The following is a 25,318-nucleotide window of genomic DNA, read 5'->3' on the forward strand; positions in this document are numbered from 1 at the left end:
ATCCGAATGCACGTGCATTGGGCCTTGCATTCGCACGCTACGATGCGTAGGATAACGCACGGGACTTCCGAGCCATGGCTACACAACGAGATCACTCTGCGGGGTCTGGGGATGACGTCACGCCACACACGCGACGAGCCGCGGTGGGGTTGGGCTCCCGTCGTTGCGCCCGGGTACGACCGGGTCGGGACGGCAGGGCACAGCACCGCCTCCGCCCCCGTACCGGAGACCCGTGATCTCCCGCCGAACCTCGACGACGCGCTGCGTCTGCTGGTCGAAGGGGCCCACGGCACGGTCGGCTTCACCGTCCGGCCCGATCCGGAGGCCGTCACCGCCGCCCGGCACTTCGCCACGACGCAGCTCGGCGACTGGAACATGTCGGCCCTCTGCGACGACGTCGCCCTGGTGGTCACGGAGCTGGTCACCAACGCGCTGCGGCACAGCGTCCCGGCCCATCCCCACCTGATGCCCTCCGGCGCCTTCTACCCGGAGCCCCCCACCTATCCGCAGGTGGTCTCGCGTCCCGAGGCCCCGGCCTATCCGGAGGCCGCGTCCGAGGGGGTCATACGGCTTCGGCTGCTGCACCGCCGGGTCGAGCAGGCCGACTGGGTGCTGTGCGGCATCCTCGACGGCGGCCGGGAGGCCCCCCGGCGCAAGGAGCCCGACTACATCGCCGAGACGGGCCGCGGGCTGCACCTGGTGGACTCGTTCACCGACCGCTGGGGCTGGCGGGGGCTGCCCATGGGCAAGATCGTCTGGGCGCTGTTCCAGGGGGCCTAGACCTCCCGAGCATCGGCGTCGGTCGGGGAGAATCGAGACATGTGCCGAAGCATCAAGACGCTCCGCCCCCCGTTCCAGGACGAGACCACCGACGACGACATCCGCGCCGCGGCCCTGCAGTACGTGCGGAAGATCTCCGGGTTCCGGGCCCCGGCCGCCCACAACGCCGAGGCGTTCGACCGGGCCGTCGAGCAGATCGCGGCGGCCACCGGGGACCTTCTGGCCACCCTCCAGGTGCGGGGCCGTTCCGCGGGCTGACCACGGCCCCCCGCAGTCGGGTGAACCGGATAAGAGCGTGCGCTCTGGGTATGGACAAAGACCGCACCGGCCGAGGTCCGTACCCTCCCGGGCACGGCCCGGTCGCCCCGACAGCCGGAAAGCGCAGGTGTATCCGTGGACTTCGCGGTCGAACGACGCGTCGAGAAGGACGTCACGGTCGTCAAGGTGGACGGTGAGATCGACGTGTTCAGCAGCCCCCGGCTGCGCGAGATGATGCTCGAGGTCATCGACAAGGGCCCCAGCCACCTGGTGGTGGACCTGGGCGACGTCACCTTCCTGGACTCCACCGGCCTGGGCGTGCTGGTCGGCATCTACCACCGGCTGCGCGCCCGCAACGGCACCATGTCGTTCGTCGGCGCCAACGAGCGGGTGCGGCGGGTCTTCCACATCACCCAGCTCACCAAGATCTTCTCCCTGCACGACACCCTGGAGGAGGCGGTCGCCGCCGAGCAGGAGAGCGCCCGCGCCTCCTCCTCCTGACCCGACGGGGCCCCCGACACCCCCTGACCCCCGTGGTCCGTTCCGCGTCCCGTCCCCGCGCGTGACCGTCCGGGACGGGTACGGTGAGCTGAGATCAAGGAAACGCCGTGCCGCGGCCGGAACCGGTCGCGGCACGTCGACGGGACGGGAGCGCTTCGTGGCAGAACAGCCGCTGCATGAGCACACGCTCGGCAATGGGCTGCGCGTGGTGGTCTGTGAGGACCATGTCGTGCCGCTGGCCGCCGTGAACATCTGGTACGGGGTGGGTTCACGGCACGAGGTGTCCGGTGCGGGCGCGGCGAGCCGCACGGGACTGGCACACCTCTTCGAGCACCTGATGTTCCAGGGGTCGGCCAACGTGGCGGAGGGCGAGCACGCCGCCCTGTTGGAGAGCGCGGGGGCCACGTTCAACGCCAGCACGTCGTTCGAGCGCACCAACTACTACGAGACCGTTCCGGTCAGCCACCTGGACCTGGCGCTGTGGCTGGAGGCGGACCGGATGGGCACCCTGCCCGCCGCGCTCACCCAGGCCAACCTGGACAACCAGCGGGACGTGGTCAAGAACGAGCGCCGCCAGCGCTACGACAACCAGCCCTACGGCACCGCGTTCGAGAGGCTGTGCGCGCTGACGTTCCCGGCCGGGCACCCCTACGCGCACACCCCCATCGGCTCGATGGAGGACCTGGACGCCACCACCATCGACGACTGCGTGGCCTTCTTCCGCACCTGGTACGCCCCCGGCAACGCGGTGCTGTCCATCGTCGGCGACGTCGACCCGGAGGCCGCGATCGCGACGGTCGAGCGGTACTTCGGCGGCCTGCCCGCCGGCCCCGCCGCCCCCGCCGCCCGGCCCGGGGGGCTCGGTCCCCTCACCGGGGTCACGCTGGAGGAGGTGGACGAGGAGGTCCCCTCCCCCGCCTACTTCGCGATGCTGCCGCTGCCGTCCGACGGCGGCCGCGACATCGAGGCCGCCGAGCTGGCCGCCGAGATCCTCGGCGGCGGCTCCGGCTCCCGGCTGTACGACCGGATGGTGCGCCGCGACGAGATCGCCACCGAGGTGTGGACCGGGGTGACCCGGCTGGTCGGCGGTCCGTCGCTGGCCATCGTGGAGGCGATCGGCCCGGACACCGCCAAGATCGCCGAGGTGCTGGACGAGGAGCTGGCCGCGTTCGCCGCCGACGGCCCCACCGAGGACGAGACCGCGCGGGCCACCGCCCAGGCCGAGCGGGGCCTGCTGGAGCGCACCGAGACGGTGACGGGGCTGGCCAACTCGCTGTCGGCCAACGCGACCCAGTTCGACGACCCCGCCCGGGTGTTCACCGCCGCCGCGCGGGCCGCCGCGGTCACCGCCGCCGAGATCAAGGACGCGGCGGCGCACTGGCTGGCCCCCGGCGCCCGCACGGCTCTCAGCTACGGAGGCGCCAAGTGACCACGCAGATCCCCGACTTCCCGGCGCGTCCGGTGCCCGGCCCGATCCCGCCGTGGGCGTTCCCCACCGGTGTGGAGGGCCGGATCGAGGGCGGTCCCGCCACCCTGCGCTGCGACCTTCCGGGGCGGCGGCTGGCGGCCGTCCGGCTGGTGCTGAACGCGGGGGCGGGCCGTGAGCCCGGCGGGCTGGACGGCGTCGCCACGCTGGCGGCGCGGACGCTGTTGGAGGGCACCGAGCCCGGCGGCGGCACCGCGTTGACCGCCGCGTTCGAGCGGCTGGGCGCGAGCATGCACGCCTCCGCCGACCTGACGGCGCTGCGGATCGCGCTGGACGCCCCGGTCACCCGGCTGGGCGCGGCGCTGGAGCTGCTGGCCGAGGTGGTCCGCGCCCCCGCGCTGGCCGACGCCGACGTTCGGCGACTGGTCCGCGAGCGGCTGGAGGAGATCGCGCAGGAGGACGCCGACCCGGGTTCCCGGGCGATGCGCGAGTTGCGGGCGAGGCTGTTCCCCGAGGGCACCCGGCCGGCGCGGCCGACCGGCGGCTCCCCCGCCTCGGTGGAGGGGCTCACGGGCGCCGACGTCCGCGGGTTCTTCGGCGCGGCCGTGCCCGCCGAGGCCACCGCGGTGATCGCCGGCGACCTGTCCGGCGTCGACACCGAGGCGGCGCTGGCGCGGGCGTTCGACGGCTGGAAGGCCACCGCGGAGCCGCTGCCGGACGCCGACACCGCGCTGCCCACCCCGGGTCCCCGACTCGTGATCGTCGATCGGCCGGGCTCCGTCCAGAGCTACCTGACGATCGGCCACGGGGTCCCCGGGCGCGGGCACGCCGACTGGGCGTCGCTGGCCGTCGCCTGCCACGTGCTGGGCGGCGGGCTGACCTCCCGGCTGAACGCGCTGCTGCGCGAGGAGAAGGGCTACACGTACGGGATGCGGGCGGGCCTGCTCCGGATGCGCCACTGCGGGGTGTTCGTGGCGCAGGGCGCCGTGCACACCGAGGTGACGGCCGACGCGGTCGGCGACGCGTTGGGGGCGCTGCGCAGCGTCCTGGACGGGGTCGGCGACGGCGAGTGCCGGGCCTCGGTGAGCGCCCTGGCCGACCGCGCCCCCACCGAGTACGAGACGTCCCGGTCGGTGGCCGCCGAGCTGGCCGACGCGGCGGCGGCCGGGCTGGGCGCCGGCTACCCGCGCCGTTACCTCGACGAGCTGCGCGCGGTGACCCCGGACGGCGTCGTCCGCGCGTATGCCGAACACGTCTCGCAGGACGCGCTGACCGTGGTGACCGTGGGCGACGCCGCCAAGATCCGCGGCCCGCTGGAGGAGCTCGGCTGGGCCGGGGTGACGGTGGCCGAAGGCTGACGCGGCCGCAAAGATCGGGTCGGGACACGCCCGATCACCGCGGTTCGACGGGGGCCGGTGGTTAAGGTCGTGTCGCAGCCTTGCCCCGAGGAGCGGTATGACCTGGATCCTGATCCTGCTCTGCCTGGCCATCGCCGGGCGGGAGCTCTACATGGCCTACGACCGCAGGCTCCCGCGGGCCCAGGCGGAGATCCAGGAGCTGCGCGCCCAGGTGGCCGAGCTGGGCCGGCGCCTGGAGGAGGGCGGGGGCGCCTCGGCGACCCCGCGCCCGCCCGTTCCCGAGGAGTCCGTCCCCGGGCCGCCCGCGCCGAGGCCACCGGCCGACGGTGACGTGCGGGTGGCCGGGCCGCTGACGCGCAAGACGCCCACCGGCCCGGCCGACCTGTCGGGGCCGACCCGAGCGCCCGACCCGACCAGCCCCCTCGGGCCGACCGACCTGATCGAGTCGCCGGAGCAGACCAGGCCGGCGGCCAAGGCGACCGCGGCGGCGGCCGTGTCGGCGGCGCTGATCCGGCGGCTGGAGCGCGAGCTGGGCGAGACGGTGGCGCGGCTGGCCGCCCTGGAGCATCAGGTGCGGGTGGCCCGTGACGCCGAGGGGGCCCGCGCGATGTCGCTGGACGCCCTGGAGCAGACGGTCGGCACCCTCTACCGGGAGCTGATCGACCGCCTGGAGGGCGAAGGGGCGGTGCGGGGCCTGCTGTTCGCCGACGACACGTTCCTGGAGCCGATGCTCACCGCCGCCTACGAGCGCTGCGTCATCGACGCCGGTCTGCGGATGCGGGCCAGGGAGCCCGTTCCCGGCAATCCCTGGTGGACGGGCTACCTGCTGACCGGCGACGACCCGGAGGAGACGGCGCTGCGGCTGGTGGCCCGGGCGCGGTCGCTGCGCGACGCCGACGACCCCTCGGCGCTGTCCGCGCTGCTGACGGAGCTGGCCCGGCTGAACGGCGACGGGTGCGCGCGGATCGGCGCGTTCACCGCCGTGCGCGCACGGGACGCGCTCGTCTGCGGGATCCTCGCCGAGGAGCCCGGGGAGGCCGAGCCCGCCGAGTTGGCCGCCCGGCTGGACGGGCACGCGACCACCGTGCGTTGGGACGCCGAGCGCTTCCCCGCACCCGCGTAGCCGTCAGGGCCAGAGCATCCGGGCGGTGGCCTGGCCCGCCGGCGCGTCCTCCTCGATCACGAACCCCAGCGGGCACCAGGGCCGGCGCGCGACGTCCACCTGGACGACCAGGCCCAGACCCAGCGCCGGGTCCACGTAGGCCAGGTGCCGCAGCGCCCGCAGCTCCTCGCGGGTGGCCGCGCGCGAGTCGGGTCGGGCCGGGTCGTACAGCGCCGAGGTCACCGTCCGGCAGCCGTACCGCCACAGCGACGCGGCGTTGACCACCCGCGTCCCCGCCCTCCGCAGGTCGGCGACGATCACGACCCCCGCGTCGGGGCCGTCGGGCGGCAGGGAGGCGTCGGGCAGGGCGGAGGGTTCGTCGTCGGGCTGCACGGGCCCGCCGAAGGGCCGGTAGAGCGACTGCGGGTTCAGCGTGTCGATCACCAGCACGCCGTGGTGCCGCTGCCGGAACCCGGTGTCGCGGGAGCTCATGCCCAGCGCCGCCCACCCGGGCTCGGGGGGCCGGCCCGCGCTGAGCCCCCGGACGCCGACCCCCGCGAAGTGGACGCTCAGGTCCAGCGAGAGCCCGGAGTCGTCGGACCACACGGGATAGGGCACCCCGGGATCACCGCCGGGGGGCAGGAACGCCGCGCCGGCCATCTCCTCCGCCCGGCGGGACAGCGTGCCCGTGACGCCCTGCCCGGGGAACGCCCCGTCCGCGACCACCAGCAGGGCCTTCCAGGTGACACCCGCCGTGAAGGCCCGGATGAAGTCGCCCGGCAGGAGGGCGTTCTCGGGCCAGGGCTCCTCCTCCCGTGGCGTCGCCTCCGTGGGCTCGGTCGACAGCCCGTGCATCGGCGAGTACGCGCGGGGCTCCTCCGGGACGGGCTCGTCCAGCGGCTTGGCGTGCCGCCCGACCGAGATCGGGAGCACCTCGGGGCCGTCCGTCACGGGCGCCCACTCCTGTGACGGGTCCTGTGACGGCTCCTCGACATCCTCGGGAGGCAGGGGCTCGACGGGTCCTTCAGGGCCTGGACTGGGGGGGCCGCCCATGTTCATGGAGTCGATCGTCGGGCCACCGGCCGCCCTCCGCAAGCGGGTTCGGCCGACCGCCCCGACCGGATGTCCACAAACGGCAAACGTCACCCATCACTCATTGACACACATACGCCACAGATGGATGATCACCCCGCCCCCGTTCCGACCTCCACTGGAGGCGCGATGAAGCGCAGGCACTTCCGGAAACGACCCCCCAAGTCCCTCGTCGCCACGGTCTGCGCTGCGGCGCTCCTGACCGGAGTGCTGACCGCGGCGCCGGCCCAGGCGAGTCCCAAGCCCCCCGACGCGGCCTCACAGCGGGTCGACGTCTACACGGGCGACCTCACCCACCAGCAGTTCACCGCCCTGCGGGCGGCCGGCGTCGACCACGCCGAGGTCGCCGTCACCAAGGGCGCCCGCGGCAACGCCCGCGACGCCCGGATGCGCGTCGAGGTGACCATCACCGGCGTCCAGGCCCGCGAACTGGCCCGGCGCGGCGTCACGCTGTCGCTGAAGAGGATCGCGGGCAAGACCGCCTCGCAGCGCGCTTCGGCCCTGCAGGAAAAGGTGTTCCGGCCCTACAGCGGCGACGGGAACATCCATCAGGAACTGCTCAAGGTCGCCGCCGACCATCCCACGATCGCCAAGACGGTGGACATCGGCCGCAGCGTCCAGGGCAAGCCGATCACCGCCGTCCGGGTCAGCAAGAACGTCGGGAGGCTCAAGGACCGGCAGCGCCCCGCCGTCGTCTACCAGGCCACCCAGCACGCCCGCGAGTGGATCACCCCCGAGATGGTCCGCCGGCTGCTGCACCACTACGTGGACGGCTACGGCAAGGACGCCGAGCTGACGAGGATCATCGACACCACGGACCTGTGGTTCATCCCGGTGATCAACGTGGACGGCTACGACCACACCTTCACCGAGGGCAACCGGCTGTGGCGCAAGAACCTGCGCGACAACGACGGCGACGGCCAGATCACCGGCCAGGACGGCGTCGACCCGAACCGCAACTTCCCCTACAAGTGGGGCTATGACAACGAGGGCTCCTCGCCCTCGCGCACCAGCGAGGTCTACCGGGGCCCGTCGCCGGGCTCGGAGCCGGAGACCCAGGCCCAGATCAGGCTGTTCGACCGGATCCGGCCCAAGTACGCGATCAACTGGCACTCGGCCGCCCAGCTCCTGCTGTACGGGGTCGGCTGGCAGGCCCTCACCTCCAGCCCGGACGACGTGATCCACCAGGCGGTCCTGGGCGACATCGACAAGCCCGCGGTGCCCGGCTACATCCCGCAGCTCGGGGCGCAGCTCTACACGACCAACGGCGAGACCGACGGTCACATGGAGAAGACGTTCGGCACGCTGACGCACACGCCGGAGATGTCGACCTGCGAGACGGCCGCGAACGTCGACCCCGACGACGCGTGGGAGCCGGAGAACTGCGGCAGCGTGTTCGAGTTCCCCGACGACGAGAAGCTGATCAACGACGAGGTCACCAAGAACTACCGGTACGCCATCGACCTCGCCAAGTCCGCGCACCGGCCGGACGCCCCGTACTCCCCCGTCGGCCGCACCGTGCCGGACTTCGTCGTGGACGACTTCGGCACCTCCTACGGCTCGACCCAGGAGGCCGCCTCGGTGATCCGCCGGTCGCTGCGCGACAAGCGGCTGCACTACCGGATCAACGGCGGCCGGGTGCGCACCACCGAGGTCGTCGAGTGGAAGGGCGGCGAGCGCTTCGGCAAGGACGGCGCCCACTACTTCGCCGAGTACCGGGGCAGGGTGACCGGCCAGCGGCCCGGCGACAAGGTCGAGGCGTGGTTCTCCGGAGCCCGGCCGGGCGGACGCACCGTGTCCAGCGAGCACTTCGCGTACACCGTCCGCGACGACCGGGACGCCCGGGTGCTCGTGATCGCCGACGAGGACTACAAGGGCGTCAACCCGACCTACCCGGCCGGGACGAACACGCCCCGCTACGCGCAGCAGTACGTCGACGCGATCAAGGCCAACAAGATCAAGTCGGTGGTCTGGGACATCGACCGCGACGGCGTGCCGCACGACCTCGGCGTGCTGAAGCACTTCGACGCGGTGGTCTGGTACCTGGGCGACAACCGGCTGACCCAGGACGCCGCCGACGAGCCGGTGCAGTCGGTGGTCGGGCCGTTCCCCGACTCGCAGATCGCCGACCGCGCCAGGGACCTGGTGCTCAACGTCCGCTCGTACCTCAACGAGGGCGGCAAGCTGCTGCACACCGGCGAGACGAGCAGCTACTTCGGCCCGCTGCGCGGCGCGAACGGCGGCGGGATCTACTACGGCCTCAAGGGGCACCCCGAGCGGCCGTGCTTCCTGTCCAGCAGCTTCCGGGACGACTGCGAGATCCTGTCGGACGACTTCGTCCAGTACTACCTGGGCGCGTACGACCGGGCCGTGGTGGGCGCGCCGACCGCGTTCACCGGAGAGAACGGCGTCAACGCCGACCTGACCGGCACCGCCACCAACCCGCTGAACGAGGCCGGCGGCTTCCAGGTGACGAGCACCGTGCTGCCGTCCGACCGGTTCCCGCAGTTCCGGAGCCGGAAGGCGGGCGACTACACCGGCGCGGCCGGGCCGTACGAACCCGTCGAGGGTCAGTGGTACGTCGCGGGGACGCACCAGGACGCCCTCTACCGAAGGCTGACCCGCACGATCGACCTGACCTCGGTCACCGCCGCGCAGGCCCCCACCCTGCAGGCGCAGTTGTCCTTCAGCACCGAGACCGGGTACGACCACGTGATCGTCGAGGCCCGCACCGACGGCGGTGACGACTGGACGACGCTGCCCGACAAGAACGGTCTGACCTCGACCGACGCGCCGGCCGAGTGCGAGGCGGGCTTCCTGCTCGCCCAGCATCCGCAGTTGAGGCACTACCTCACCGGCGGCAACCCGTGCGGCACCACCGGCTCGACCGGGCGGTGGAACTCCTTCACCGGCGAGTCCGGCGGCTGGGTCCCGACGGCGTTCGACCTGTCGGCGTACGCGGGCAAGAAGGTCGAGGTGTCGATCGCCTACGTGAGCGACCCGTTCACCGGCGGCGCGGGGCTGTTCGTGGACGACACCAAGGTCACCACGACCGGCGGCGTGCTGGACTCCGAGGGCTTCGAGTCGGGTCTGGGCCCCTGGGCGATCAAGGGCGCGCCCGAGGGCAGCCCCGGCAACGAGGCCGAGTTCGTCCGCGCCGAGGCCGTGATCGACTCGGTGTCGGCGGTGGCGACCCGGGACACGGTGCTGCTCGGCTTCGGCATCGAGCAGGCCGGGACCCCGGCCGCGCGCGCCGCCCTCATCGGCGGCGCGCTCCGCCACCTGCTCGACTAGTCCCTCCGTAGGCACGAGAACGCGAAGGCCCCGGTCGGATCCACCGACCGGGGCCTTCGGCCCGTTCAGCCCCCGTACGGCCGGGGCGTCTCCTGCGCGGCCCGCAGCCGCAGCCGGATCACCGCCACGTACGCGGTGTGCAGGAGACCCGCGATCCACAGGGCGAGCAGCCAGACGGCCCCCACGAAGTTCCTCGGGTCCTCGGCGTCCTCGGGAGGGATGCTCGCGAGCAGCCACACCAGACCGACGGCCAAGGCCAGGTAGCCGAAGCCCATCATCACCCATGACACCCGCTGGTGACGTACCCCGACGTACATGAAGCCGACCCAGGTGAAGAACCCCAGCACCAGGCTCGGAAGCGCCCACACGGTGTGCAGGAGCTTCCAGGCGGTGCTGCGCTGCAGTCCGCCCGTCAGTCCGCCGCCGAGTGGCGCGCCCCCGTACGACGGCCGGGGCGGGGCCGGGACCCACGAGGTGTTCGGCGTCGGGTGCGGACCCGGCGGGGGGAAGAAGCCGGAGAGCCGGACCAGGACCCGCGAGTACAAGTGCATGGCGCTGGGCCTGGCCCCGCCCGTCTCCACGTCCGCCAAGGGGCCCGATGCCCGAACGAACATCAGCAGCCGCTCGTAGACCTCCCGGGCCCCGCCGGGACGCTGTTCTGGATGCTTGGCGAGGAGCTGCCGGATGAGCCAGTGCAGCTCCAATGGCACGTCGGGGCGCTGGAGCGGGGCCGGGGGCTCCTCCATGTGCCGGTAGCTCAGCACGTGCGGGGTCGCCCCCTCGAAGACCGGCTCGCCCGCCAGCAGCTCGTACAGCACGCAGCCCAGCGCGTACAGGTCGGTGCGCGGGGTGGCGCGTTCGCCGCGCAGTTGCTCGGGCGCCATGTACGCCGGGGTGCCGACGGGTTCGCCGGTCCTGGTGATGCGCTGGGCGCCCGTGGTGTCGAGGACGGTCGCGACGCCGAAGTCCAGCACCTTGACGGTGCCGTCGCGGGTCAGCATGACGTTCTGCGGCTTGACGTCGCGGTGGACGAGGCCCCGCTCGTGCGCGACCGCCAGCACCGCGGCCATCTGGGCCGCCATCGCCGCCGCCCACCCGACCGGCAGCGGCCCCTGTTCGGCGATCAGGTCGGCGAGCGTGTAGCCCTCGATCAGCTCCATGACCAGGAACAGGCCGCCGTCGTAGGTCCCGGCGTCGTGCACCGCCGGGATCCCGGGATGCTGGAGCCCGGCGGTCACCGACGCCTCCCTGGCGAACCGGCGGACCAGCTCGGACGGGTCGCTGCGAGCGGCGATCTGCTCGTTGGTGACCAACTTGATCGCGACCCGGCGGCCGAGCTTGCGGTCGGTGCCCTCCCAGACCTGCCCCATGCCGCCGCGGCCGAGAGGCGTGGCCAGCTCGTACCGGCCCGCGAGAACCTCACCCACCTGCAACCCCCACCACGGATACCGCCCCGTCGGCGGACGGACGTCATTGTGACGGACGCACCGGCCGGACGGCTCCGCTTTGTCCGCTTCCGGCGATCAAGAAGCGGTCAGGCGGGGCCGAGGCCGCCCTCGGCGACACCGTCGGCCAGCAGTTGGGCCAGCTCCCCGCCGAGCGCGAGGCCGCCCCGCAGCGTCGACTCCAGCTCCGCCATCTGCCGGAACAGCGCGCCCAGCCTGCGCTGCTCGTCCAGCGGCAGCCGGGGCACCAGGGCCCGGCGGACGTCGGTGCGGCTGCCGGTGGAGACCGCGGTGGAGTGGCGGACGTTGGCGGAGCTGCGCAGGATCCCCGCCAGGTAGTGCGGGTCGAGGACGTCCGGATCGACCCGGACCAGCACCAGGTGGGGTCCGAGCACCGCCCCGGCCCGGTCGATGACCCGGGCGGCGAAGCGGCGGGCGGCGGCGGTCACGACGATGTCGCCCGCCTCGGTGACCACCTGGCGGTCCCCCGGCGCCTCGGCGACCCGGCCGGAGGGCTCCCGGTCCTCGATCACGTCCTCGCCGGTGAGCAGGGGGATCTCCCCGATGGCGGCGGGCGTGCCGGGCTCGCGCCGCAGCGGCGCCTGCTGAACGGTCAGCGCCCCGGCGCGGGCCAGCTCACCGAGCGGTACGACGGGGACCTCCGGCGGACGCTCGGCGGGCCGGACCTCGGGGGTGAGGGCGTCCAGCCGGGCGATCACGGCGGCGAGCCGGTCGCGAGTGGCGGCGAACCGTTCGGGGGTGCGCCCCGCGCCGGCGGCGGGCAGGTGCCGGCCGGGGGTGACGTCGACCTCCTCGTCGAGGAGGTCGATCACCGGGATGGCCCGGCACACGCCCGGCACGTCCAGGTCGGGAGCCCGGGGGAAGTCGCGCCAGGCCGTCACGATCTCCTCGTGGCCGGCCCCCTCGACCATCAGCACCCCGCCCTGCGGCGGCTCCCCGCCGGGCCGGCGCAGCAGCCACAGGTGGTGGGACGGCGACAGCGCGACCACCGCCCGGAGCGCGCCCCGGCGCAGCAGTTGCGCGCGGATGCGGCGGCCGGAGCGGCGGCCGGCGGCGGCGGGCGGCATGACGATCACGGCGAGCCCGCCGGGCCGCAGGTGCGCCAGCGCGTGCTGCACCCAGGCCAGCTCGGGCTCCATGCGCGGCGGCAGCCCGTACTCCCAGCGCAGGTCCGCGGTCAGCTCCTCGTAGCCCCAGTGCCGTTCGTTGAACGGGGGGTCGCACAGCACGGCGTCGGCGGCGGCGTCGCGGAAGGCGTCGCGGCGCAGCGAGTCGCCCGGCAGGATCCGGGCGCCGGGTGTCCGCAGGGCCAGCCGGATCCCGGCCAGTCGGGCCGAGACCTCGTCCACCTCCTGCCCGAGCAGCAGGCCGGGGCCGCGCCGCTCCAGCGCGTGGACGAGGAGCGTGCCGGTGCCGCACGACGGGTCGAGGACGGATTCGACCCGCTCGTCGAGCAGGTCGGCCATCACGTCGGCGATCGGCGCGGGGGTGGGCCCGACGCGGCGGGGCTGGGCCTCCAGGTAGCGGCCGAGGAGCAGCTCGAACGCCTCGACGCGCCCCCGTTCGGCGGCCAGTTCGGCGACCGCGCCGAAGGCGGCGCCGTCGGACTCCCGGCGCGGACGTCGAGGGCCTCGGGGGGCGCGGGTGTCGGACGGGCGGGTGTCGGACAGCAGGTGGCCGCCGGCCTCCGCGAGCGCCGCGCCCAGCATCGGCTCGTCGGCGCGGGCGCGGACCTGCTGCCAGGCCCGCTCCTCGAGCGGGACCTCGACCAGCTTGCCCTGGCCGCGCAGCCAGGCCTCCACCTCGGTCAGCGCGAACAGCGGGCTGGTGGCCGTGCCGCCGACCGGCTGCGGGAAGTCGGGGTGACGCCGCCGCCAGTTGCTGACCGCCGCGCGGCCGACTCCGGCCAGTCGGGCGATGTCCGCCGCGGTCACGGTGTCCGTCACGTGCGCCTCCTCCCTGTTGCCGGAACGCTACCCCGGCACGTCGTTCATGTCGACACCCGTTGAAGTCTTGTGAAGTTGATTCACAGGTGCTCTACTTGGCAAGCACTTCAAACACCTCAGCCTGCTGGGAGGCCCCCATGACCCGTGTCCCGATCCCCCGCCCGACCGCCCACCGGCTGCTCGTCGGCCTGCTGGCCGCCGCCCTGGCGCTGCCCGCCACCGCGGCCTGCGCGCCCGTCGAGGACACCGCCGGCGCGGACGGCGGCCCCTCCGACGGCGGCGCGGACGGCAAGGACGCCAAGAAGAAGAAGACGGCGGGCATCGGCGACGAGGTCCGCGACGGCAAGTTCGCCTTCACCGTCACCAAGGTCAAGCGCGGGGTGAAGCGGCTCGGCTCCGGCCCGCTGGCCTCCGACGCGCAGGGCGAGTTCGTGCTGATCTACGTGACGGTCCGCAACATCGGCAAGAAGGGCCAGCTCTTCCACGACGCCGCGCAGACCCTCGTGGACGCCGACGGCCGGGAGTACGACGCGGCCAGCGGCGAGGCCGCGGTGAGCCTGGGCGAGTCCAACGCCTTCCTCAAGGACATCAACCCCGGCAACCACGTGAAGGGCATCCTGGTCTACGACGTGCCGAAGAAGACCCGGCTCAAGTCCCTCGAACTGCACGACTCGCCGTTCTCCGGAGGGGTGAAGGTCTCCCTCGCCAAGGCCTGAGCCGCCCGGCCGCGCTCCCCGGCGGACCCGCCCGCCGGGGCCCCTTCCTGCGCCGCGCCACGGAACGTGACGCAGAACACGCAACCTCTTTACCCGTTCTGTGCGTCCTACTTCATGGAACCTGCCCGAATGAGTGATCGCGCCCGATCGCCCGTGACCCGCGACGTCCCGCCCGGCGGGGTCGCCCCGGCCGCCCGATCCCGCGCCGTCCGCCCGGTCCGCCCTCCATGCGAGACCGGACGTCCCTCCCGCCCCGCGCCCACCGCGCCGCCACCAGGCCCACACGTCACCCCCCTTTCGGTTTCGAACCCGTGGGTCGGGCACGACGTAGTCCCTGAAGGCGACGTACGTCAGGGAGATCGCGAGTTCCAGGCAGGCGCCCGATGGGAGACCCGCCCCGGGCGCAGACGACCAGAGCCAGTGAAGGGGCGGCAGGGCCCGCCCGGCGAAGACCTACAGGAGCGATGATGGCCGCTGTCGCCACGCCGCGCGCAGACCATGAGGACCTCGAGCGCTACGAGCGCGACGTGATCCCGTACACCGACCCGCTCTACGCCAGTGCCGTGCGCATGACCCGCAACACAGCGGACGCCGAGGACCTGGTGCAGGAGACGCTCGCCAAGGCCTACGTGAACTTCCACCAGTTCAAGGAGGGCACGAACCTCAAGGCCTGGCTGCACCGCATCCTCACCAACAACTTCATCAACTCCTACCGCAAGAAGCAGCGGGAGCCGCAGCGCGCCGGCCAGGACGAGATCGAGGAGTGGCAGCTCACCCGCACCGAGTCGCCGGCGGCCGGGTTCCGGTCCGCCGAGACCGAGGCGCTGGACCGGATGCCCGACTCGGAGATCGTCGCCGCGCTGCGGGCGCTGCCCCGGGAGTTCCGCGACGCGGTCTACCTGGCCGACGTCGAGGGCTACACCTACAAGGAGATCGCCGAGATGATGGGCACCCCGCTCGGCACGGTGATGTCCCGGCTGCACCGGGGGCGGCGGCAGTTGCGCGAGGCGCTGGCCGACCACCGCCGGCCGATCCTGGCGGCGTGACGAACGGGGACACGCAGTCACCGTCCGATACAAACAGTGACGGCCTCGATACATTAGGCGACGATCAGTCGCCCGCCCTCGGGAGCCGTCCATGCCTCACCTGGCCGCCACCACCCTGACCGGAGCCGCGCTCGCCGCGCTGCTGCTGCCGGCCGGCACCGTTCTCGCGGTCCCGGCCGGCGCCGCCGTCCACCAGCCGCAGCCGCCCCGCAGCCCCATCGGCTTCGCGGGCGTGCTCAGGCTCACGGTGTCCCACCCGGAAGAGTTCCTGTCCCCGTCCCGCACCGTGATGCTGACCTGCGCCCCCGCCACCGGCACGCACCCGGACGCGGGGGCGGCGTGCGCCGATCTGGAGCGGACGAACGGCCACATCGCGCAGACCCCGGACGACACCGTGTGCAGCCTGGAGTACCGCCAGGTCATGGGCAAGGCCGTCGGCCTGTGGCGCGGGCGCGTCATCACCTTCCGACAGAGCTTCCCGAACGCCTGCAGCCTGCACGCCCACACCGGCTCCGTCTTCCGGTTCTGAGCCCGCGAACCGCCCCGCATAGGAGCGGTCCGCCTGGGTAAGGCGCCCTCACCCGAGGACCAAGGGCGATGCCTCGACAGACGGGGACACTCGGGATCGCGCCGGCGCAGACCGGCGGGGCACCGCCGAACGCGGGACGAACGGCGGAAGGGGCGAGCAGTGATGATCCAGCCGGACCGGAGACGGCCGTGCCGCACAGTGCCGAACCGGAGCCCGGACTGGGGCCTCGACATGGAACGGGACTGGGAACACGGCGAACCTGCCTATAGCGTGGGGCCCATGGCCACCTCGGACACCGTCATCACCGACGAACTGGCGGTCGAGATCGCGCGGCTGGGCCTGGTCCGCGAGTCGTCCGACGTGGCGACCCTGCACCGGGTCACCCAGTTGGCCGCCCGCGCCGTCACCGGCTGCGCCGGGGCCAGCAGCATGCGCTGGTCGCCCGCCAGCCCGCCGGAACCGCTGGCCGCCGCCAGCAGCCATCCCGACCTGGCCGAGCTGGTCGACCTGCAGATCGAGGCCGGGCACGGCCCGATCTTCGACGCCGTCCGCGTCCGCCGCCCGGTGAGCTGCGACGACACCCTCGCCGAGACCCGCTGGCCCGGCCACGTGGCCGCCATGCTGCGGCGCGGGGTGCGCTGCTTCATCACCACCGTCCACGAGTACGAGCAGGTCCTGGTGACGCTGTCGGTGTACGGCGTGGTGCCGGGGGCGCTCGACTCCCGACAACAGGCGCTGGCCTCGCTGCTGCTGGCCCAGGGCGGCGCGGCGGTGTCCAACACCCGCCAGTTCGACGACGTGCACCGCACCGCCGTCCAGCTCCAGCAGGCCGTGGAGGCCCGTGCCGTGGTCGACCAGGCCAAGGGCATCCTGATGCACGCGTTGGGCTGCGACGCCGATCGGGCGTTCGCCGAGCTGCGCCGCATCTCCCAGACCCGCCATGTGAAGCTGACCGCCATCGCCCAGCGCATCGTGTCCGGCCGGGGCCTCGCGGAGCCGTTCCCCTCCCCCGGCGACGACGGCGCGGACGGCTGACACGCCCGCCGGCCGGGCTTTCCCGGCCCTCCCCCCGACACCGGCCCCCAGCACCCCCGTCACCGGAATAAGCTGCGCTCATCGGCCCGCATCGCGAGATGGGGCGTCGTCGGCGCCGGCCGGGCGTGCAGCGTAGGGGAGCCGTGGATGTCGGAACAGCTCGAACCGGGCGTGCTCATGCGCGAGATCAGCGACCTCGAGGGACGGATCGGGGAGCTGCGCCAGGCCGCCGCCATGCCCGAACCCGACCTGCGCGCCACTCTCGAGGCCGCCTTGGTGGAGCTGGAGCTGGCCCTGGCCGCGCTGCGCACCATGGGCACCGGGCGGGCCGGCGCGTCGGGCGGCACCGCCGCCGCCGAGGCCGAGCGGCGGGTGCTGCGCACCGTCTTCCAGGACGCCCCGGTCCCGCTGTTCCTGCTCGACCGCGACGCCTCCGTCCGGCGCGTCAACCGGCAGGCGGCCACGCTGCTGGGCACCTCCCCCGGCTACGTCTCCGGCAAGGCGTTCACCGTCTTCTGCGACCTGCCCACCCGCGCGGCGCTGCGCTCGCAGCTCGCCGCCGTGGTCCGCACCGGCCGCCGCCGCCGCGCCGAGGTCCGCTTCCTCAGCCGTGACAAGCCCGTTCAGGCCGTGGTGACGCTGGCACGGGTGTGGATCAGGGGCGAGCCCGACCCGATGGTGGTCGCCGCCGCCACCCCGGCCGGGGGGAAGCTGCCCGCGCCCGAGAAGCCGCGCCCGCCGGAGGCCGAGGACGAGGCCGTCGCCACCGTCGTGCACCGGATGGACGTGCTCGCCACCGCCAGCGAGCTGCTGCTGGACGAGCCGGTGTTCAACGAGCAGGTCGCGGTCCGCCGCTGCGCCCGGCTGCTGGCCGCCGAGCTGGCCGACTGGGTGCTGATCGACACCGTCAACATGGCCGCCGAGCCCGGTGGCGGCGGGCGCGCCCCCGACCTGCGCCGGCAGGTGGTGATGGGCCCCGGCGGCGAGCGCGGCGAGGAGCTCGCCCACCTCCTGGAGAACCTCGACCCCGCGCCCGGAACGCTCCCGCAGGCCGTCTTCACCGGCCGCCAGGGCACCCTGCACCCGCACGTCGCCGACCTGGCCATGCTCGGCTCGCTGCCCGACGGCAGCCCCGTGTGCGGCGCGATCGGCGCCACCTCGGTGCTCAGCGTGCCGATCGACGACGGAAGCCACTGCCTCGGCGCCATCACGATCACCGGCAGCGGCGAGCACGGCCCGTTCGACCTGATGGACCTCGGTGTCGTGCAGCGACTCGGCCGCTACCTGGGGCTGGTCGTCCGCGCCTCGCGGCTCTACCAGCGGCGCGCCGAGGTCGCCGCCTCGCTCCAGGCCAGCCTGCTGCCCAAGGTGCTGCCCGCCATCCCGGGCATCGAGGTGGACGGCCGCTACCTGACGGCCACCCGGGGTGTCGAGGTCGGCGGCGACTTCTACGACGTGTTCGAGACCGCCACCGGCTGGGGCTTCGTGCTCGGCGACGTCTGCGGCAAGGGCGAGGAGGCCGCCGCCGTCACGGCCACCGCCCGGCACGGCGTGCGGCTGCTGTCCCGCTGGAAGAGCGACCCCGCCGAGGTGCTCGGCATGGTCAACGTGGCCCTGCTCAGCGAGGACCGCTTCGTCACGGCGGTGCTGGCCGGGATGGAGGTCAAGGACGACGGCATCCGCCTCACCCTCAGCACGGCGGGCCATCCCCCGGCGATCGTCATCCGGCAGGACGGCGTGATCCGCACCAGCGCGGGCGGCGGGGTGCCGCTCGGGCTGTTCGACGACTTCGAGCCCGCCGTCGAGTCCATCGAGCTGAACGAGGGCGACACCGTCTTCCTGCACTCCGATGGAGTCCTGGACGCCTGCGACATGATGCGGGAGCGGTTCGGCCACGAGCGGCTCATGGAGACCCTGGCCGCCGGCGCGACCCTGCCCGTCCGGGATCTGCTCTTGGCGGTGGAACGTACCCTGCTGGAGTTCTGCGACGGCGACCTGAGCGACGACGTGTCCATCCTCGCCCTGCGGGTCCTCCCCCAGACCCTCAACTAGGCCCGCACGGCGTCGGTCCCACCGCGCACCCGCGTGTGCGTCAGGTGAGCCCGCCCGGCACTATTGGCTTCTTCATCTAACAAGCGTTCACGACGTGACGTGGTTCATGCTGACGGCTCCCCCCCTTGGGGCGGCACTCCGCCCCAGTGACGAAGAGGAGCCCCGTGAGACACGGAATGTTCCGTCGCACCGCTCTGGCCATCGGAGCCGGCGCCCTACTCGGGCTGGGTGTCGCGCCCGCCGTCCCGGCCGTTGCCGACAACACCGCGGCCCCCGCCGACGACCCCTTCTACCTGCCCCCCTCGCCGCTGCCCGCCGGCACGCCCGGCGACATCGTCCGGTCCCGTCCCGCCAAGTTCGCGGTCAACGCGGCGGTGACCTCGACCCAGGTGCTGTACCAGACGCAGAACGCCACCGGGAACACCGTCGCGGTATCGGGCACCGTGCTGGTACCCACCAAGGCATGGGCGGGCACGGGCCCCCGCCCGCTGGTCTCCTACGCCGTCGGCACCCGGGGGATCGGCGACTCCTGCGCGCCGTCCAAGACCCTCGCCCAAGGCGTGGACTACGAGCAGTTCCACATCAACGACCTGCTGAACAAGGGCTGGGCGGTCGCCGTCACCGACATGGAGGGCCTGGGCACCCCCGGCGTCCACCCGTACATCGTCGGGCAGTCCGCCGGTCGCGCCGTCCTGGACATGGCCCGCGCCGCCCAGCGCCTGCCCGGCACCGGCCTGAACGCCTCCACCCCCGTCGGCGTCGTCGGATACTCCCAGGGCGGCAGCTCCGCCGGGTGGGCCGCCGAGCTGGCACCCACCTACGCGCCCGATCTCAACCTCAAGGGCGTCTCGGCGGGCGGCATCCCGGCGGACCCGCTGGCGATGCGCACGTTCCTGGAGGGTGGACCCTTCACCGGACTGATGCTCATGGCCGCGCTCGGTTTCGACAGCGCCTACCCGGACCTGAAGCTGGACTCCTATCTCAACGAGACGGGCAAGCGGATCAAGGAGAGGTACCAGAGCGTCTGCCTCGTCAGCTTCGACCTCGGTCCGGTGCTCTTCGACACCGCGTTCCGGCGCATCAACGACTTCACCACCCGCAGTCCGCTGGACGACCCCGCCTGGCAGGCCAAGTTCAACCTCAACAAGCTGGGCTCCACACGTCCCGCCGTCCCCGTCTTCCAGAGCCACGCCCGCTTCGACGAGGTGGTCGGATTCGACCAGGGCAACACGCTCCGCAACGACTGGTGCAAGGCCGGCACCAACCTGACCTGGAAGACCTACATCGTCGCCGAACACCTGATCGGCTTCCTCCGGAACTGGCCCGACGCCACCGCCTTCCTCAACGACCGTTTCCAGAACAAGCCCGTCACCGGCAACTGCTGAGGGTCGGCGCGCGGCCCGACCCCGGGCCGCGCGCACCCTAGCCGGTCTCGGCGCGTTCCATCGCGGCGGCCACGGTGTCGGCGTGCCGGAAGGCCCACTGGCCGAGGGCGTGGATCGGGACGAGGAGGTCCCGGCCCGCCCCGGTCAGCTCGTACTCGACCCGGGGCGGGGCCTCGGCGTAGCGGTGCCGCTCGACCAGCCCGTACGACTCCATCCGGCGCAGCGTCTGGGTCAGCACCTTCTGGCTGATGCCCCCGATCTCCCGCCGCAGCCTGCCGGGACGCATCGGGCCGTCGCGCAGCGCGAAGACCACCACCGGCAGCCAGGCACTGGCGAACAGGTCGACGGCCAACCGCGCCGGGCAGTCGGCGGCGAAGTCCCCGTACGGGGCGAAGGGCGACTCCATGCCGTCCAGTCTGCCTCGTCCGATGCATACCCGGAGGTGCCCATCGGCCCGCCTACGGTCGCCGTCATCAGCACATCGACGGCGGGAGACGAACGACATGCGCATCGGAGTGATCGGGGCCGGACAGATGGCCGAGGCGTTGGGAACGGGCTGGGCGCGGGCCGGCCACGAGGTGATGATCGGCGCGAGGTCGCCGGAGAAGGCCGCCGACCTGGCCGAACGGATCGGTCGGGGGGCGCGCGGCGGTGACCTGCGCGAGGCCGCCGAGTACGGCGACGTGACGCTGCTGGCGCTGCCCGCCGGCGCGATCGACGAGTTGCTGCGGAAGGTCGGCGACACCCTGTCGGGTCGTCCGCTGATCGACTGCGCCAACGCGTTCGCCCCCGACGCGTTCACGGGCGCGCCGGACTCGTTCCGCCTGGACGAGGAGGCCCTGGCGGAACGGGTCGCCGGCCTGGCCCCGGACGCGCACGTGGTCAAGGCGTTCAACCTGTGCGCGGCCGAGGTCTGGGAGTCGCAGACGAAGGCGTACGAGGGCCGCACGCTGGCGGTGCCCCTGTGCGGCGACGACCGGCGGGCGCTCACCACGGTCGCCGGGCTGGTCACGGACCTCGGGCTCCACCCCGTCCCGGCCGGGGGGCTCGACCGGGCGCGGTATCTGGAGGCCATGGGCGTGTTCGTGATCGGGCTGTGGTTCGCCGGGCACGACGCTCGGGCGATCTTCCCGCCGTTGGAGGCGGCTTTCGCCGTTCCCGACGACGGGCCGTCCTAGGCGCGGGGCGAACGGGCGAGGCGGAAACCCACGTCGTCGACCTTGAACGTCGGGTGGCTTCGGCGGCGGACGGAGGCGCGGCAGCTCCAGTGCTCGTCGAACCAGCCACCGCCGCGAAGCACCCGGTACGCGCCGTAGACCTCGGCGTCGTAGAGGTCCCAGCACCAGTCCCAGACGTTGCCGAGCATGTCGTAGAGGCCCCACGGGTTGGGACGTTTGCCGCCGACCTCGTGAATGCGCCCCTGGGAGTTGCCACGGTGCCAGGCGATCTCCTCCAACGGCCCGTAGCGCGGGCCCTCGGTGCCGGCGCGGCAGGCGTGCTCCCATTCGGCCTCGGTCGGCAGCCGGTAGCCGTCTGCGGCCTCGTCCCACGCAACGTCGTCACCCTCACCGAGGTCGTAGGCGGGGGTAAGACCGTCCCGTTCTGACAGGGCGTTGCAGAACCGGACGGCGTCCCACCAGGACACGCCCTCCACGGGCAGCCGGTCACCACCAGCGGTACCGGGGCGGAGCCCGTCCCCCCAAGACCCGCGCTCCAGGGCAGGCCGGTCGCTCCGGGCGCTGCCGGGTCCGAGCCCGTCCTCCCAGGACGCGCCCTCCACGGGCAGCCCGCCACCTCGCGCGATACCAGGCCCGAGCCCGTCCCACGAAGACGCGCCCTCCACGGGGAGCCGGTCGTCCGGAGCGGTGCCGGGGCCGAGACCGTTGCCCCAGGGTGCGCGCTCCACGGGGAGCGCGTCAGCATTGGCGGTGCTCGGGCGGAGGCCGGTGATCTGTTCGTAGAGCGCCTGGGTGACCGGGTACGCGGCGATCTCGTAGGGGCGGAGCTCGACCGGCCAGGTGCGGCGGGTCCGCCGATCCGACAGCACCACCCGGCCCGCCGGTACGGCGACCATCTCGTTCCCCGGGCTCATCGGCATCGGAGCCTACCCGGGCCTGCGCCGGCACACCCTTGACACCCGGCCCGGGAGCGGATGTAATCAGCGATCACATGGATGTGTTCACTGATCACATTGGGGGTCTCATGGATCTGCGTCGCGGTGGCTGGGCCCGAGAGGTCGACGCCGAGCTCCGCCCGAGCCATGGGGCCGTCCCGGCAGGGCTGGCCGGGACCCTCTACCGCAACGGGGCGGGCAACCACCTGTCCGACTACATCATCGACGGGGACGGCCTGGTCAGCGCCGTGACGTTCACCGGGGGCGGCCCGGTGCGGGTCCGTTCCCGCTACGTTCGGACACCCTCGTACGCGGTGTCGCTCGACGCCCGAGGGCAGGGGCGCGTCCCGCTGCGCCTGGGTGGGGCCAACGCCGACGGCGGCCCGCTCCGCAACGCGTTCCGGACGCCCGCCTCCCAGGCCAACACGTCGGTGACCATGATCGACGGCAGGCTGCTGGCGCTCTGGGAGGCCGACATGCCGTGGGAGCTGGACCCCGCCACGCTGGAGACCTTCGGACAGTGCGCCATGGACGGCGTGCTGGAGCCCCGGGGCTCCGCCGGCCGTCGCGGCGGCACGCCCTACTCGGCCCACCCGTGCTGGGACCCGGCCGCCGCCGAGCTGTGGAACTTCGGCTGCGTCCAGGGTCCGCGTCCCCGGCTGGAGATCTATCGAACGCGACGGGGCGGCCCGACCGAGCACGTGCGCTCGATCAGGATGCCGCGCCGCTACATGGTCCACGACTTCGCGATGACGGCGACGCATCTGGTGTTCTGTCTGGGGCCGGTGATCCTGGACCTGGGCGGGTTCCTGTCCGGACGCCTCACGGCGTTCGAGGCGATGCGCTGGCACGGCGACGAGCCGACGCGCATCCTGCTGGTGCCTCGCGACGGGGGCCCGTTCCGGGTCATCGAGACGGACCCGTGGTTCCAGTGGCACTTCGCCGGGGCCTATGACGACGGCGACGACATCGTGTTCGACCTGGTGCGCTTCCGGTCGTGGAGCGCCATGCACGAGGCCATCTCCAGCCTCAGCCACCTGACGGACCCGGCCTCCACCCTGGTGGGCCGCCTCTGGCGTTACCGGGTCGGCAGCTCGGGCAAGCTCGAATCCCACCAGCTCCACGGGCTGCCGATGGAGTGGCCGACCATCGACATGCGCCGCTCCACGACGACCCACCGCAACGTGTACGGCGCGGCCCTCAACCACGCCGCCGCCGGCGTGGCGTTCACGGCGGTCGCCCGCTACGACACCGAGACCGGCGAGGCCGACCTCCACGACTACGGCCCCGGCCACCTCGTCAGCGAGCCCCTCTTCGTCCCCCGCGACCCAGACGTGCTGGACGAACAGGGCTGGCTCATCGCCAACGAGACGAACCTCACCGAGGGCACCACGAACATCGCCATCTTCAACGCCCAAGCCGTCACCGACGGCCCCGTCTGCATCCTCCCCGTCCCGGAGAGCCTCGGCTACACCTTCCACGGCCAGTGGGTCCAGCGCTCGGGCGACCCTCTGTAGCGGTGACCTTCAAGCACGGCGTCACACGGGATGGATGACGTTCCCCGGGTCGTCGGGGTGACGGCAGGCCGTGGCGATCGCGTATGGGGCGGCCTTCGCGGAACCGGTCGTGGACGCGCCGGAGGCGTCACACGGTGTGGATGATGTTTTGGGGGTGGTCCAGCCAGGCGTGTTGGGCTTGGGGGGTGACTGTTAGGCCGTAGCGATCGCGGGCGGGGCGGTCGTGGTGGAGCCAGTGGGTGTGGGCGGTTTGTAGGTCGTCCCAGAGGCGGCGGGGGCCGTATTGGCGGATGCGGTGGCGGGTTTCGCCGGGGAGGCAGTAGGCCCAGGAGCCGGTTTCGTGGTGGTAGAGGTCGAAGGTGCGAGTGTCGTCGTCTTCCCAGCCGAGGGCCCAGCGGACGCCGGGGAGGGCCAGGCCGATGGCGAATTCGGCGGACCAGTCGTCATCGAAAGGCTCGCGAGGGAGAACGGTGGCCCAGGTCTCGTCGTAGTCGTCGTCCCAGTCCTCTGGCGGAATGGGGAGGCGGCGTTGGCTGCGCAGGCACATGAAGGAGGTGCCCATTCCGCAGCGGCCTTCGGCTGTGCCGTCCTCGCGTACGACGAGAGTCAGCAGTGCGCCGCGACCGCCATCCCATTCGGTCGCCAAGGGGAGCACGATGCGGCCGCCGGGTTTGGTCTGCTCGACCCAGGAATAGGGGACGTATTTGACCGCTGCGGTGGCGATGACGCCGTCGTACGGCGCGCGGGGAGGGTGGCCGGCCGTGCCGTCTCCGGTGATGACCTCGATGGGGTGGCCGGCCTCGGCCAGAGCCTTGCGGGCGCGGTCGGCGATCATCGCGTCCATTTCTACGCTGACCACGTTGGCGGGGCCGAGTCTGGTGGCGAGGACGGCGGCGTTGTAGCCGGTGCCCGTGCCGATCTCCAGGATCTTCATGCCGTCCTGCGGGTCCAGGGCCGCCAGCATCGGGGCCATGATCTGCAGGCCGCTGCTGGAGCTGGTGGGGAAGTTGCCCTCCTCGGCTCCGTCGTCCACCTGGGTGATGATCGCGGCGTCGGACTCGCAGAGCGCCCGCCACGCCTCGGGGTCATCGTCTCGACGGAGCGGCTTGAAGATCGTGCCGCCGCCGGGCTCGACGATCCACACCGTTTCGGGGATGAACTCGTGGCGTGGTACGGCCTTCAGCAGTGCATTCCAGTCGGTCACACTTTCCCCGTCCCGTCACAGGGGTCGCACCGGACCGTGATCTTCTTCGGCGTGGAGACCTCCGGGTTCGCGCCATTCTCCGACGCGACCTCGATCTCGCCCGACCCTCCGCACATCGAGCAGTCGACCTTCTTGGCGTGCTTGCCCATGCCGCTTCGCCTTTCGGTTGGCCCAGCGAATTCTACGGTGGGCCACCGTGTGTTCGACCTCATGCGGACGATCATTCATCGTGCCGGTGATGAACGCGGAAGGCCCGTCCCCTTCGCGGGACGGGCCTTCGGTGTCGTACGGGTCAGGGAAGGTCGTGGTGGCCGGCCTTGATCGCCGTGATGAGGGTGCGCCAGCCGTCGGGGCGCAGGGTGATGTGGCCGCCGCCGACGTTCTTGGAGTCGCGGACGGCCATGAACGCGCCGAGCCGGGCCGCCTCGGTGCACTGGCCGTTGCATGCACTGTGGCTGCTCTTGCGCCATTGGGCGTCGGTGGTCATGCCTTCGTCCT

23 protein-coding genes are annotated in these 25,318 nt (G+C 72.8%); 15 read left to right on the plus strand and 8 right to left on the minus strand.

What is annotated here, in order from left to right; genetic code table 11:
* Nucleotides 1–111 precede the first annotated feature (111 nt).
* The 6 genes from DFJ69_RS08385 to DFJ69_RS08410 all read left to right on the plus strand — a co-directional run bounded on the left by DFJ69_RS08385 (nt 112) and on the right by DFJ69_RS08410 (nt 5,446).
* Nucleotides 112–780, plus strand: coding sequence for an ATP-binding protein (locus DFJ69_RS08385; protein ID WP_245974165.1), 669 nt, complete (start codon nt 112–114; stop codon nt 778–780).
* 39 nt (nt 781–819) lie between these two features.
* Entirely contained in the window at nt 820–1,038 is a 219-nt protein-coding gene (locus tag DFJ69_RS08390) for a DUF2277 domain-containing protein (protein ID WP_116021951.1), read from the plus strand.
* A gap of 135 nt (nt 1,039–1,173) precedes the next feature.
* Nucleotides 1,174–1,539: an STAS domain-containing protein gene (locus DFJ69_RS08395; protein ID WP_116021952.1), complete on the plus strand. Its 366-nt coding sequence runs from the start codon at nt 1,174–1,176 to the stop codon at nt 1,537–1,539.
* A 157-nt stretch (nt 1,540–1,696) separates the two neighbouring features.
* Nucleotides 1,697–2,968, plus strand: a complete 1,272-nt coding sequence (locus tag DFJ69_RS08400) for a M16 family metallopeptidase (protein ID WP_116021953.1) — start codon at nt 1,697–1,699, stop codon at nt 2,966–2,968.
* Nucleotides 2,965–4,323 (plus strand): M16 family metallopeptidase, encoded by a 1,359-nt coding sequence (locus DFJ69_RS08405; protein WP_116021954.1) that lies wholly within the window; start codon nt 2,965–2,967, stop codon nt 4,321–4,323. The genes DFJ69_RS08400 and DFJ69_RS08405 overlap by 4 nt, the downstream gene beginning before the upstream one ends.
* A gap of 97 nt (nt 4,324–4,420) precedes the next feature.
* Nucleotides 4,421–5,446, plus strand: a complete 1,026-nt coding sequence (locus tag DFJ69_RS08410) for a hypothetical protein (RefSeq protein WP_116021955.1) — start codon at nt 4,421–4,423, stop codon at nt 5,444–5,446.
* Nucleotides 5,447–5,449: 3 nt separating this feature from the next.
* Here DFJ69_RS08410 and DFJ69_RS08415 read toward each other — a convergent pair whose 3' ends face one another.
* On the minus strand, nt 5,450–6,376 hold the full coding sequence (locus DFJ69_RS08415; RefSeq protein WP_116021956.1) for a hypothetical protein: 927 nt from the start codon (nt 6,374–6,376) through the stop codon (nt 5,450–5,452).
* Between the two features lie 270 nt (nt 6,377–6,646).
* Here DFJ69_RS08415 and DFJ69_RS08420 point away from each other — a divergent pair, with 270 nt between their 5' ends.
* Nucleotides 6,647–9,811, plus strand: coding sequence for a M14 family metallopeptidase (locus tag DFJ69_RS08420; RefSeq protein ID WP_116021957.1), 3,165 nt, complete (start codon nt 6,647–6,649; stop codon nt 9,809–9,811).
* Between the two features lie 65 nt (nt 9,812–9,876).
* Here DFJ69_RS08420 and DFJ69_RS08425 read toward each other — a convergent pair whose 3' ends face one another.
* Nucleotides 9,877–11,238 carry a serine/threonine-protein kinase gene (locus tag DFJ69_RS08425; RefSeq protein WP_116021958.1) on the minus strand — a complete coding sequence of 454 codons (1,362 nt, stop codon included), beginning with the start codon at nt 11,236–11,238 and terminating at the stop codon, nt 9,877–9,879.
* 107 nt (nt 11,239–11,345) lie between these two features.
* Nucleotides 11,346–13,223, minus strand: coding sequence for an N-6 DNA methylase (locus DFJ69_RS08430; RefSeq protein ID WP_116021959.1), 1,878 nt, complete (start codon nt 13,221–13,223; stop codon nt 11,346–11,348).
* A gap of 137 nt (nt 13,224–13,360) precedes the next feature.
* Here DFJ69_RS08430 and DFJ69_RS08435 point away from each other — a divergent pair, with 137 nt between their 5' ends.
* From DFJ69_RS08435 to DFJ69_RS08460, 6 genes are all read left to right on the plus strand, one after another.
* Nucleotides 13,361–13,939, plus strand: a complete 579-nt coding sequence (locus tag DFJ69_RS08435) for a DUF4352 domain-containing protein (RefSeq protein WP_116021960.1) — start codon at nt 13,361–13,363, stop codon at nt 13,937–13,939.
* Nucleotides 13,940–14,406: 467 nt separating this feature from the next.
* Nucleotides 14,407–14,985 (plus strand): sigma-70 family RNA polymerase sigma factor, encoded by a 579-nt coding sequence (locus tag DFJ69_RS08440; RefSeq protein ID WP_281275825.1) that lies wholly within the window; start codon nt 14,407–14,409, stop codon nt 14,983–14,985.
* A 91-nt stretch (nt 14,986–15,076) separates the two neighbouring features.
* Nucleotides 15,077–15,514: an SSI family serine proteinase inhibitor gene (locus tag DFJ69_RS08445; RefSeq protein WP_116021962.1), complete on the plus strand. Its 438-nt coding sequence runs from the start codon at nt 15,077–15,079 to the stop codon at nt 15,512–15,514.
* A gap of 279 nt (nt 15,515–15,793) precedes the next feature.
* On the plus strand, nt 15,794–16,549 hold the full coding sequence (locus tag DFJ69_RS08450) for an ANTAR domain-containing response regulator (protein ID WP_116021963.1): 756 nt from the start codon (nt 15,794–15,796) through the stop codon (nt 16,547–16,549).
* 147 nt (nt 16,550–16,696) lie between these two features.
* A complete protein-coding gene (locus DFJ69_RS08455; RefSeq protein WP_116021964.1) occupies nt 16,697–18,601 on the plus strand; it encodes a SpoIIE family protein phosphatase in 1,905 nt (634 codons plus the stop codon).
* Nucleotides 18,602–18,765: 164 nt separating this feature from the next.
* Nucleotides 18,766–19,986 carry a lipase family protein gene (locus DFJ69_RS08460; RefSeq protein ID WP_245974167.1) on the plus strand — a complete coding sequence of 407 codons (1,221 nt, stop codon included), beginning with the start codon at nt 18,766–18,768 and terminating at the stop codon, nt 19,984–19,986.
* Between the two features lie 37 nt (nt 19,987–20,023).
* Here DFJ69_RS08460 and DFJ69_RS08465 read toward each other — a convergent pair whose 3' ends face one another.
* Entirely contained in the window at nt 20,024–20,392 is a 369-nt protein-coding gene (locus tag DFJ69_RS08465; protein ID WP_116021966.1) for a winged helix-turn-helix transcriptional regulator, read from the minus strand.
* Between the two features lie 97 nt (nt 20,393–20,489).
* Here DFJ69_RS08465 and DFJ69_RS08470 point away from each other — a divergent pair, with 97 nt between their 5' ends.
* A complete protein-coding gene (locus DFJ69_RS08470; RefSeq protein ID WP_116021967.1) occupies nt 20,490–21,164 on the plus strand; it encodes an NADPH-dependent F420 reductase in 675 nt (224 codons plus the stop codon).
* Here DFJ69_RS08470 and DFJ69_RS36325 read toward each other — a convergent pair.
* The gene (locus tag DFJ69_RS36325; protein WP_425453313.1) at nt 21,161–22,078 is read right to left on the minus strand and encodes a formylglycine-generating enzyme family protein; all 918 of its coding nucleotides are present in this window, start codon (nt 22,076–22,078) and stop codon (nt 21,161–21,163) included. The two genes, DFJ69_RS08470 and DFJ69_RS36325, sit on opposite strands and share 4 nt — an antisense overlap.
* A 110-nt stretch (nt 22,079–22,188) precedes the next feature.
* Between DFJ69_RS36325 and DFJ69_RS08480 the strand changes: the two genes are divergently transcribed.
* On the plus strand, nt 22,189–23,616 hold the full coding sequence (locus tag DFJ69_RS08480; RefSeq protein WP_170177577.1) for a carotenoid oxygenase family protein: 1,428 nt from the start codon (nt 22,189–22,191) through the stop codon (nt 23,614–23,616).
* A 127-nt stretch (nt 23,617–23,743) separates the two neighbouring features.
* Here DFJ69_RS08480 and DFJ69_RS08485 read toward each other — a convergent pair whose 3' ends face one another.
* The 3 genes from DFJ69_RS08485 to DFJ69_RS08490 form a co-directional block, all read right to left on the minus strand.
* Nucleotides 23,744–24,820 carry a methyltransferase domain-containing protein gene (locus tag DFJ69_RS08485; protein ID WP_211328551.1) on the minus strand — a complete coding sequence of 359 codons (1,077 nt, stop codon included), beginning with the start codon at nt 24,818–24,820 and terminating at the stop codon, nt 23,744–23,746.
* Nucleotides 24,817–24,969 (minus strand): hypothetical protein, encoded by a 153-nt coding sequence (locus DFJ69_RS34175; protein ID WP_170177578.1) that lies wholly within the window; start codon nt 24,967–24,969, stop codon nt 24,817–24,819. Before DFJ69_RS34175 ends, DFJ69_RS08485 begins: the two co-directional genes overlap by 4 nt.
* Before the next feature lie 143 nt (nt 24,970–25,112).
* Nucleotides 25,113–25,307: a DUF397 domain-containing protein gene (locus DFJ69_RS08490; RefSeq protein WP_116021969.1), complete on the minus strand. Its 195-nt coding sequence runs from the start codon at nt 25,305–25,307 to the stop codon at nt 25,113–25,115.
* Nucleotides 25,308–25,318: the final 11 nt, after the last annotated feature.

This window comes from Thermomonospora umbrina (genome assembly GCF_003386555.1).
Taxonomy (GTDB): domain Bacteria; phylum Actinomycetota; class Actinomycetes; order Streptosporangiales; family Streptosporangiaceae; genus Thermomonospora; species Thermomonospora umbrina.